Origin of the sequence: Sphingobacterium sp. UT-1RO-CII-1 (genome assembly GCF_026711005.1) — a bacterium.
Classification (GTDB): domain Bacteria; phylum Bacteroidota; class Bacteroidia; order Sphingobacteriales; family Sphingobacteriaceae; genus Sphingobacterium.
Genome location: NZ_JAPPVJ010000008.1, coordinates 155,477 through 163,801, shown reverse-complemented (window position 1 = coordinate 163,801; position 8,325 = coordinate 155,477). Strand labels below are relative to the sequence as shown.

Genomic DNA, 8,325 nt, shown 5'->3' with positions numbered 1-8,325 from the left:
CTGTCAATTCAATTTCTACTTCTTTTCCGTTGATGTTAATTTTTACTTTGTTCATGATATTTTAATTAGATATTGTTCTGTAAAATGAAAGACCTAACTTTCGGGCTAGGTCTGGGTTGTGTTCTATGTGTTTTTGAAAAACCAATCCCTAATCTGTTCGTCCGTTCGTCGGTCGGTTTTTCGTATTAGCAAAACCGTATTTTTTCCATCATGCATATTAACAGACCTATATTTATCTGGGTCACGACTAATAGTTTTAAATACCTTAATGCCCTTATTAACTTTTACGTGCCCCTTATTCATGTCTGACAAATCTTCTTTATTGCGTTTGCCTCTATATAGACCTGTTAGCTTACTTGGCTTATATCTTCCTACTTCCATCCTAATTAGCTTTTACCCAGTAGTCATATCCTACTGCAATTAAATATTCTACTATACTCACATCTGCATACATAGCAGATGCTATTCCGCTGCTATCTATAAATAGATAGGTGTTGCCGTCAGCTGGTAGCTCCTTGTCTACACTTACTAACTCTGCCCCTTTAAGCCTCATGTTTTAGTAGGTATAACAGGTAAAACAATAGTGTTATAATAAATGGTATAAGTGCTATAAGAATAGTTGATTTTATTGCATCCTTACGGTCATTTCGTTGATTTTTGGGCATAGAAATTCCCTTAAACTGATTTCTCATTTTTCTCTGTGGTTACGGCAGGTTAAATTTCTGCCTGATTAATAAAAGTTTTGATTAAATTCCTCTAAGGTTTCTTTTACAAGTTCAGTCTCCTTGCAACAATGAGGACATACCTGTAAATATTCAGGAGGTGAAAAGATGGTCGAGTAGGAAATAAGTTGTAACTTTATCTTATCGTCAGTTAATGGAAACCTGCAATTACAGCAGACCGTACCGTGGTACTCTTTGTAATCCTGACAAACTATATTAAGCTCGTTAGGCAATAGATTTTGTAGTGTCATTTCTCTGTGGTATTTGATATAATACAACAAACATATGAACTAATTTTGACACTCACAAATAAAAGTGTAAAATAAATTAAATAATGCCTTTTTTCGCAGTGTATTACAAATGTATTACAGCACCAACAATTAAAACAGCATAATATAATCACACACAACATATTATATAATATATAAAAACGGTTTTCTAAACCGTCGGTCTCAGGTTCGAATCCTGATTGGCGTACAAAAAAAAGGGTCTTTAATAAATTTAAAGACCTTTTTCGTTTAATGAATAAGCCGTCATTAATCATTAAATTTCGCCAATAGAAACTTTACAACAACACTCTAAATAACAGTCATTTAATGACTATCTATATAAATTTGGCATTGCGATTGTACTAAATAAAATATATTTACTCATAATCAAGCATAAACTAATAATTATAGATATGAAAAAAATAATGATGTTATTTTTGTTTCTCGGCTTAACAAGCCTAGTTTTTGGACAAGATAGTACTGAGGTAACCACACAAACAATTTACAAATCTGGAATAGGTTTAGGGTCCGTAATTGCTGTTGTAACCTCCTGGGATCGTAATAGATCAATTCTCTGGGCTATTCTACATGGTATATTCGGATGGCTATACGTTATATATTTTGCTTTTACTCGGAAATAGTAACTACTAGTTTTTAAAGCAAAATAGGTTCTATATTTTTATAGAACCTATTTGCAAAACATAACCTTACTGCATAACCTACAATGATGTCATTGGGATATCTATAAATTCAGCATTTCATAAATTATCTTATCTGTAGCTTGCCCAATATAAGCAGTTTTAAAATAATCTATATATTTAGCTTGCAACTGGAAGCCACGATCTTCCAACAATTTATCAAACTCCATTTTACCATAACATTTTAAATTAAACGATTCCGTCTCGGTCTTGCAATGAAGACCATTATCATAGAGTTTGTATGTACAAGTAGAAAAAAGCACCTTATTCTCATAATCAAGTTTGACAATTTTCTGCGTTAAAGAAATTTCAACATTGTTATCTTTCACAGTTTTCTTGTGATCAGAATTTCCTAAAAGATTATAATCACTAAAGTTTAAATCACTTTCTACCTCAATAATAATCCGCCCTCCTTTCTTGGCCAATCCCTTTATTCTATTCAAGCTTTTTATAATTTCTTCCTTTTCTATCAGAAGAGAAAAAGAGCCAGAGGGTATAAAAATAAAATCATAGCATTTATCGGATGAGAAATCATTAAAACCACTACATTGGACAATAGTATCTTGAGACATTTTTAACTGCCTCAACTTTTCTCTACACTTTTCGACCATATCACTTGATAAATCGAAACCATCTATGTTATAACCCCGATTTAAAAAACTAATTAAGAACCTGCCCGAACCACACATAGGCTCTAAAATTTCCATCCCCTCCTCTACAAAAGAAAGATAAAACGCCAATTCTTCCTTTTCAGGAGTAGGTTTATCTATATCGTAAAATAAAGAACACAAATTGCCATAAGATTTATTAGAGGAGATTTCTTTCATTTTTTTCTTTTTGATCATAAGTCATAAGTTACACCAAAGATGACGCGCTGAATGTACAGATTATAGACAAATTACAAAACATTTTTTATACCTTAATCAAATATAATTTATACAAAAGCATGAGTAGTCAAAATACAAAGTATTGGATCCGCGTATATACAGTATGTGCAATTTCGGTATTCACTGTTCACTATCTTTTAGACTTAGAGTTCATTTCAGCTTGGGACAAATATATCCCGTTTCTAAAAAAACTTACAACAAGCCTTTTCCTTGTTTCTGTGATCCTATTGGCTTCAAAGATTATAGAAAGAATCATAGATACCCAAACCGAGGCAGAAGGCGATCGTTACAATTTAAAACGTATTACTAGATTACTATCGATCATCTTTATATTGATAGTCGTGGCTTCGTTTATGTTTCAGAACCTCTACGCAGCAGCCGTCAGTTTTGGGTTAATTTCATTAGTATTGGGCTTTGCATTACAATCGCCCATCACCTCATTTATTGCTTGGTTATACATCGTATTTAGACGCCCTTATCAAGTAGGCAACAGGATACAGATAAACAAGCTTAAAGGCGATGTCATTGAGATAAGCTACCTAGACACCATTATATTGGAGTGTAGTGGCGAGTACTTGGACAATGACCGTAGAAGCGGCAGAATAATCCATTTTCCGAATAGCTTGATTTTAAAAGAGGAAGTAATCAATTATTCTGGCCCAAACACCCCTTTTATATTAAACGAAATCCCTTTACAGATTGCGTATACAAGTGATTTAAAATTTGTGGAAGATTGCCTTCGCAAAGCTGGAGAGCAGGATTTCGCAAATAGATATCCCCATTTAAAACATAACCGTTCTACCGAATTTGAACACACCGTATATTTTAGAATAAATAAATATGCTTGGATGGAGGCTGTTATATCATACCCAGTAGAGCCACAAGACATGACAGGCCGTAGAAACCGAATTTTACAGCAAAGTCTAACGCTACTAAATACAGAGCCCGAAAAGGTGCAGTTTCCACAAGGTACCCATAGATAGCATATTAACTGGTAGCATTATAATAGAGACATTCAGATTAGTAGGGAAAAATTGTTTCATATAAAAAAAGCACAAACGAATGTTTGTGCTTTTTTTTATATGAAATGCGTAGGATGTATTAATCTAAAATAATAACCTCTACTCTTCTGTTTTTCTGTCGACCTTCCGGGGTTTTATTGTCGGCTACAGGTTTCGTTTGCCCTAGCCCTTTAATAGAAATACGACCTCCGGATACACCAGCGTCCTGTAAAAATGCTTTCACCGAATTAGCTCGCTTTTCCGATAACCATTGATTGTATTTTTCTTCGCCTGTAGAGTCCGTATGTCCATCTACTCTTACTTTTTTCGTTTTATCACTATTAAGTAATTTAGATAATTTGCTCAACTCAACTTTAGCTTTCTCTGTTAAATAAGAAGAGTTTGTAGGAAAAAGTAAATCAGATGAAAGTGTAAATGAAATACCTTCCTCTGTCCTCGACGCGTCTTCAAACTCTGTTTTAACATTTTTTAATCCATCATCAGTTCCGTCTTTGCTTACTACCGCTCCAGAATTGACTACAATTGCCTGCTGTTTGCACGAGGTAAGTCCAAAGAAAACAGAAACCATTAAAAATACGGTGCTGAAATATTTCATGAAATATACATTAGTTTTGGTGTAAAGATAATAATTTTCATCGTTCGTAGCTAGTGATATAATTCTCTTTTTGGTTTTCATCAAATAGCTGTTCAAATAGTGCTTTTATTTCAGGAATATCATGGTAGAGTTTCCAAATCATTCCGCTATTTGCATTCTCCATTAATATAGCATTTGCAGCCTGATTTGCGGCAAAATACTCGTCAGAGACATCATTATTTCTTAGGTCTAGCCAAGCCCTAAAGCCGTACTCTGTGAAAAAACTCTCGCCATAGTTCTCATACATAACCATCATCGATCTTTTTCCTTCTTCTGGAAGTAAAAACATAGAAGCCGGTGCTATTGAAGGGTTAATACGATAATTTCCAACACTGTCATTAAGCTGATAAAACCCCCATATATCTGAACTGGTAGAGCCCACTCCTATTTCATTATCTCTTCTTTTTCGTACAGTTATATAATTACGAATAGACTCTTCAAAATTTATGGACTTATCAGCTAACATACGCGGCTGTATAGTAAAAAAAGGTTTATAATATTCTAGTAAACTAGAACCCTCATAACCAAATGGCAGTTGGATTCCGTACAAAGTGGTATCCTGCAAAATTGAAACACGGGGCAACTCTTCATGGAGAGGCAAATGCCCTACTAGGTTAAAAACCGTTCGAAAACTTTCCATAACCATAGCTAGTGTGTCTGTCGCTAAACTATCTATTCGTTTATAACTAGACACCATGCGTATGTCACGATTTTTAATTCCATGCTCATAGGCACTTAATGGAATATTGTGTTTAGGAGCACTCATAGCTAATAGATAACTATTTATCGACTCATTAATGCCTCCAAGTGTAATACTATTGCGTAACGAATCATCTATCGAAACCTTCTCTACAAGAATATCATCCGTGCCTTTTGCTATTAACTTGTTCCATTGTATATTCTCCCAGAGCTTCGTGATCCTATTTCTCAAATCTACCTCCAGCTCATCTTCAGCCTTGAAATATTGTCGAGCAACAAGCAAAGACTCAATAATTGAGGAGGTTGCTATGACATCGTAGTCTGTATCGTTATGATGATAATGGGGTAAGCCAGTGCGCCCATCAAAATAAGCTGGAAAAACACCGTACCGATTTTGCGAACGCATTAAGAAATATACGATTTTAGAAATACGACTTAATGCCATTTGCTTATTAAGCTGCTTATTTTCAGCAGCTATCAGTAGGCTTAATATGGCATTACCTGTTTCTTTAACCGAGACAATAGCCTGTTTTTTCATTCTATAGGGAACATACATACCACTATTGATATCGTAATTTTCTATAAAATAATTTAGATGCGCACCTTGAACAACGCGCAGAAGCTGATCTGTGTTTAACTTTTTTGTTGTCACTTCCCGTACCGCTGAGAAAGGCGACTCGACATAGTTATAGTCGACCCAAGCAATTTTATAATAATATGTTTTATTAATATCGGACACATAATCTAAACATCCCTGCATAAAAATAGGTCGCATTGCTACCGGCACAAAATGCTCATTATCTTCAGAGCGATAAATTTTTATATAACGAATGGAGGGCGTTAAAGGCAATTGCCATTTCAAACTCACTTGTTTGTCGTATGCCTCTATCTCAGATAAAATGGCCGGCGAAGTAAGCTTAACTTCGGAAGGAGGCTTAGATAAAAACTCGACTTGATCTATAAATAAATGATGCGTATTACCACTGGCTTTATTTTGTGAAAGACAGATAGCTGTTATTGGTTTATCAAAATTTAGATTTGAAAATTTATCAATCGGTATTTTAACATTTAGCCACATATTATACCCGAAGTCTTCTACATAAGAAGCTATGTTAAGTAAATCTGTCTCTGTGCCATGTTGTTTAATCTGTATACGAGGTAGGTCATTTTTTTCTGTAGATTCTGACTTAATATACATTTTCAACACTAAGAAATCCTTAGGCGCTATTTCATAATTAAACTTTTGTCGACTATATTTTAAATCTACATGCCAATGGCCTGTAGAGGAGGACTTATAGCGTAAGGAAAGTGCATTCCCCGGTGTAAAAAAAAGACTATCTGAAACAAGCAGGTGTTTGTTTAAGTTCTCTACCCAAGCCTCTCCTGTATACTCCACAACACTTTTTGCATAAACGCCTTTGACTAAACTATTGTCAAACACGACTTCCGGATAAGTATCAGCCTGTGTTAAAGGTATATTTATAAAAAGTGCTAACAATAAACAAACAACAACATTTAATATTCGCATATACAAATTGATTTACAACAAAAATAACAAATATTAAGCCAATACGCTGAATTCATTCGCTTAATATAAATATACAAAAAAATATTCCCCACATTGTTAATAGGTTATGTATTTAAGTCAAATAAAAGTTTTGAGAATAAGATATTCTCTCTATATTTGCAGCACGTCAAGCGAAAGTAGCTCAGTTGGTAGAGCACAACCTTGCCAAGGTTGGGGTCGCGAGTTCGAATCTCGTCTTTCGCTCAGTTGCCTAGGTGGTGGAACTGGTAGACACGCAGGACTTAAAATCCTGTTCCCGTTAAGGGAGTGCGGGTTCGATTCCCGCCCTAGGTACAAAATCGGTAAAGCGGCTGTGAATTAAATTTCCAGCCGTTTTTTTATTCCATGCGTTAATCATTGTGCCCAAGTATCTCTCCTAATTAAAAGCTGGCTAAACAAAAAAAAATGCATATATTCCCATAAATAAAAGCAATAAATCAAAAAAATATGCAAGAAAAATCACAACGTTATAAACGTGGCATGGAGGTAATTGATAAATATGCAGATAAATCAGAAAAGCCCGCCTATTCTATCACGTTTGAAGATCTTATGAGCTTGGATGATGAGCTAGAAAATTATATTGTCGAATTCGCTTTTGGAGACATTTACTCACGAGAAGGTTTGAGTGATGAGCAGAAAACATTACTTACCATATCATCTTTAGTTACACAAGGGCTAGAGCCACAATTGCGGCTTCATATCAATACAGGATTAACTATTGGTATAACACCTAAAGAAATAGTGAACGCGATTATTCACCTTCTCCCCTATACGGGCTTTCCAAGGGTATTAAATGCTTTAAAAGTTGCTAAAGCCATTTTTGAAGAACGATCTTTAAATGTATAGTACCTGCAGCAGGCCTATATAAAATACAAACGATACAAGTTATCATAAATGCGCCATTAGAAGCTCTATATATTCTAATAGCGCATTTAAGTGTTAAAACTCTAAACTATCGGGATGACTTCCGGAAAACCCCTTCTCAGACATCCCTTTAATAAGACGCATATCTTCATCCGAAATTTTGAATTTTTCAAAGTTTAAATTAGAGTCAATATTCTTTGGATTAACTGATTTTGGTAAAACAACCAAACCTTCCTGTAAAGCAAACTGTAGACATAATGTAGCTACCGATACATTGTAACGAGCACTGATTTCTTTTAAGAAACTATCATCTAATAACCTTCCAGAACCTAAAGGACTCCAAGCTTGTACTACAATATTATTCGCTTTACAAAAAGACACCGTATCTTCTTGTAAATATCCTGGATGAAACTCTAATTGGTTGACCATAGGTTTTATTTCAGCTGTTTCTAAAATATCCTCGACATGGTGCTTTAAAAAATTACTTAAACCAATGGCTTTAACTTTCCCAGACTTGTAAAGTGTTTGCATTGCACGCCAAGTAGCCACATTAATTTCTTTAGCATCTGGATGATTTTTATTATTAGCAGGCCAGTGTATTAGGTATAAATCTAAATAATCTGTCTGTAGTCGTTCTAAAGATTTCTCAAAAGCAGCTAATGTATTATCATAACCTCTATCTGTATTCCAAACTTTTGAAGTAAGAAATATAGAAGAACGATCTACATCCGTATGTTGCAATGCATTACCGATTTCTGTTTCATTCTTATAAATCGCTGCAGTGTCTATATGCCTATACCCTACCTTTAATGCTTCAGCTATGACTGTCTCAACATTTTCTGTAAGTTGCCATGTTCCAAATCCAATGACAGGGATATCTAAACCATTACTTAATTTAATCGTACTCATTTTTTATATTTTAATTCCTCAATTTACTATAAAAACAGCCAAAATCGAATAATG

At 34.5% G+C, this 8,325-nt stretch carries 8 protein-coding genes and 2 tRNA genes; 4 read left to right on the top strand and 6 right to left on the bottom strand.

Going from position 1 to position 8,325, the window contains the following annotated elements:
- Positions 1-123: 123 nt before the first annotated feature.
- The 3 genes from ORI89_RS16770 to ORI89_RS16760 all read right to left on the bottom strand — a co-directional run bounded on the left by ORI89_RS16770 (position 124) and on the right by ORI89_RS16760 (position 2,516).
- Entirely contained in the window at positions 124-381 is a 258-nt protein-coding gene (locus ORI89_RS16770; protein ID WP_268231664.1) for a hypothetical protein, read from the bottom strand.
- Position 382: 1 nt separating this feature from the next.
- Positions 383-553: a hypothetical protein gene (locus ORI89_RS16765; RefSeq protein WP_268231663.1), complete on the bottom strand. Its 171-nt coding sequence runs from the start codon at positions 551-553 to the stop codon at positions 383-385.
- A 1,180-nt stretch (positions 554-1,733) separates the two neighbouring features.
- Positions 1,734-2,516, bottom strand: coding sequence for a class I SAM-dependent methyltransferase (locus tag ORI89_RS16760; protein ID WP_268231662.1), 783 nt, complete (start codon positions 2,514-2,516; stop codon positions 1,734-1,736).
- A gap of 119 nt (positions 2,517-2,635) precedes the next feature.
- On the opposite strand from ORI89_RS16760, the gene ORI89_RS16755 reads away from it, so the two are divergent.
- On the top strand, positions 2,636-3,559 hold the full coding sequence (locus ORI89_RS16755; protein WP_268231661.1) for a mechanosensitive ion channel family protein: 924 nt from the start codon (positions 2,636-2,638) through the stop codon (positions 3,557-3,559).
- Positions 3,560-3,677: 118 nt separating this feature from the next.
- Here the strand turns inward: ORI89_RS16755 and ORI89_RS16750 are convergent, their stop codons facing one another.
- Both ORI89_RS16750 and ORI89_RS16745 read right to left on the bottom strand, forming a co-directional pair.
- Positions 3,678-4,193: an OmpA family protein gene (locus ORI89_RS16750; RefSeq protein WP_268231660.1), complete on the bottom strand. Its 516-nt coding sequence runs from the start codon at positions 4,191-4,193 to the stop codon at positions 3,678-3,680.
- Between the two features lie 37 nt (positions 4,194-4,230).
- Positions 4,231-6,459 carry a glucoamylase family protein gene (locus ORI89_RS16745; protein WP_268231659.1) on the bottom strand — a complete coding sequence of 743 codons (2,229 nt, stop codon included), beginning with the start codon at positions 6,457-6,459 and terminating at the stop codon, positions 4,231-4,233.
- A gap of 170 nt (positions 6,460-6,629) precedes the next feature.
- Here ORI89_RS16745 and ORI89_RS16740 point away from each other — a divergent pair.
- The 3 genes from ORI89_RS16740 to ORI89_RS16730 all read left to right on the top strand — a co-directional run bounded on the left by ORI89_RS16740 (position 6,630) and on the right by ORI89_RS16730 (position 7,344).
- Positions 6,630-6,702, top strand: a tRNA-Gly gene (locus tag ORI89_RS16740).
- Between the two features lie 5 nt (positions 6,703-6,707).
- A tRNA-Leu gene (locus ORI89_RS16735) sits at positions 6,708-6,792 on the top strand.
- Positions 6,793-6,945: 153 nt separating this feature from the next.
- Complete coding sequence (locus ORI89_RS16730) at positions 6,946-7,344, top strand: carboxymuconolactone decarboxylase family protein (RefSeq protein WP_268231658.1); 399 nt, start codon at positions 6,946-6,948, stop codon at positions 7,342-7,344.
- 93 nt (positions 7,345-7,437) lie between these two features.
- Here ORI89_RS16730 and ORI89_RS16725 read toward each other — a convergent pair whose 3' ends face one another.
- On the bottom strand, positions 7,438-8,271 hold the full coding sequence (locus tag ORI89_RS16725) for an aldo/keto reductase (protein ID WP_268231657.1): 834 nt from the start codon (positions 8,269-8,271) through the stop codon (positions 7,438-7,440).
- Positions 8,272-8,325: the final 54 nt, after the last annotated feature.

What these genes read in the sequence shown, in the direction of transcription:
- ORI89_RS16770 (WP_268231664.1), bottom strand. Translation starts at nt 381, where the DNA reads ATGGAAGTAGGAAGATATAAGCCAAGTAAGCTAACAGGTCTATATAGA.
- ORI89_RS16745 (WP_268231659.1), bottom strand. Translation starts at nt 6,459, where the DNA reads ATGCGAATATTAAATGTTGTTGTTTGTTTATTGTTAGCACTTTTTATA.
- ORI89_RS16750 (WP_268231660.1), bottom strand. Translation starts at nt 4,193, where the DNA reads ATGAAATATTTCAGCACCGTATTTTTAATGGTTTCTGTTTTCTTTGGA.
- ORI89_RS16765 (WP_268231663.1), bottom strand. Translation starts at nt 553, where the DNA reads ATGAGGCTTAAAGGGGCAGAGTTAGTAAGTGTAGACAAGGAGCTACCA.
- ORI89_RS16725 (WP_268231657.1), bottom strand. Translation starts at nt 8,271, where the DNA reads ATGAGTACGATTAAATTAAGTAATGGTTTAGATATCCCTGTCATTGGA.
- ORI89_RS16755 (WP_268231661.1), top strand. Translation starts at nt 2,636, where the DNA reads ATGAGTAGTCAAAATACAAAGTATTGGATCCGCGTATATACAGTATGT.
- ORI89_RS16760 (WP_268231662.1), bottom strand. Translation starts at nt 2,516, where the DNA reads ATGAAAGAAATCTCCTCTAATAAATCTTATGGCAATTTGTGTTCTTTA.
- ORI89_RS16730 (WP_268231658.1), top strand. Translation starts at nt 6,946, where the DNA reads ATGCAAGAAAAATCACAACGTTATAAACGTGGCATGGAGGTAATTGAT.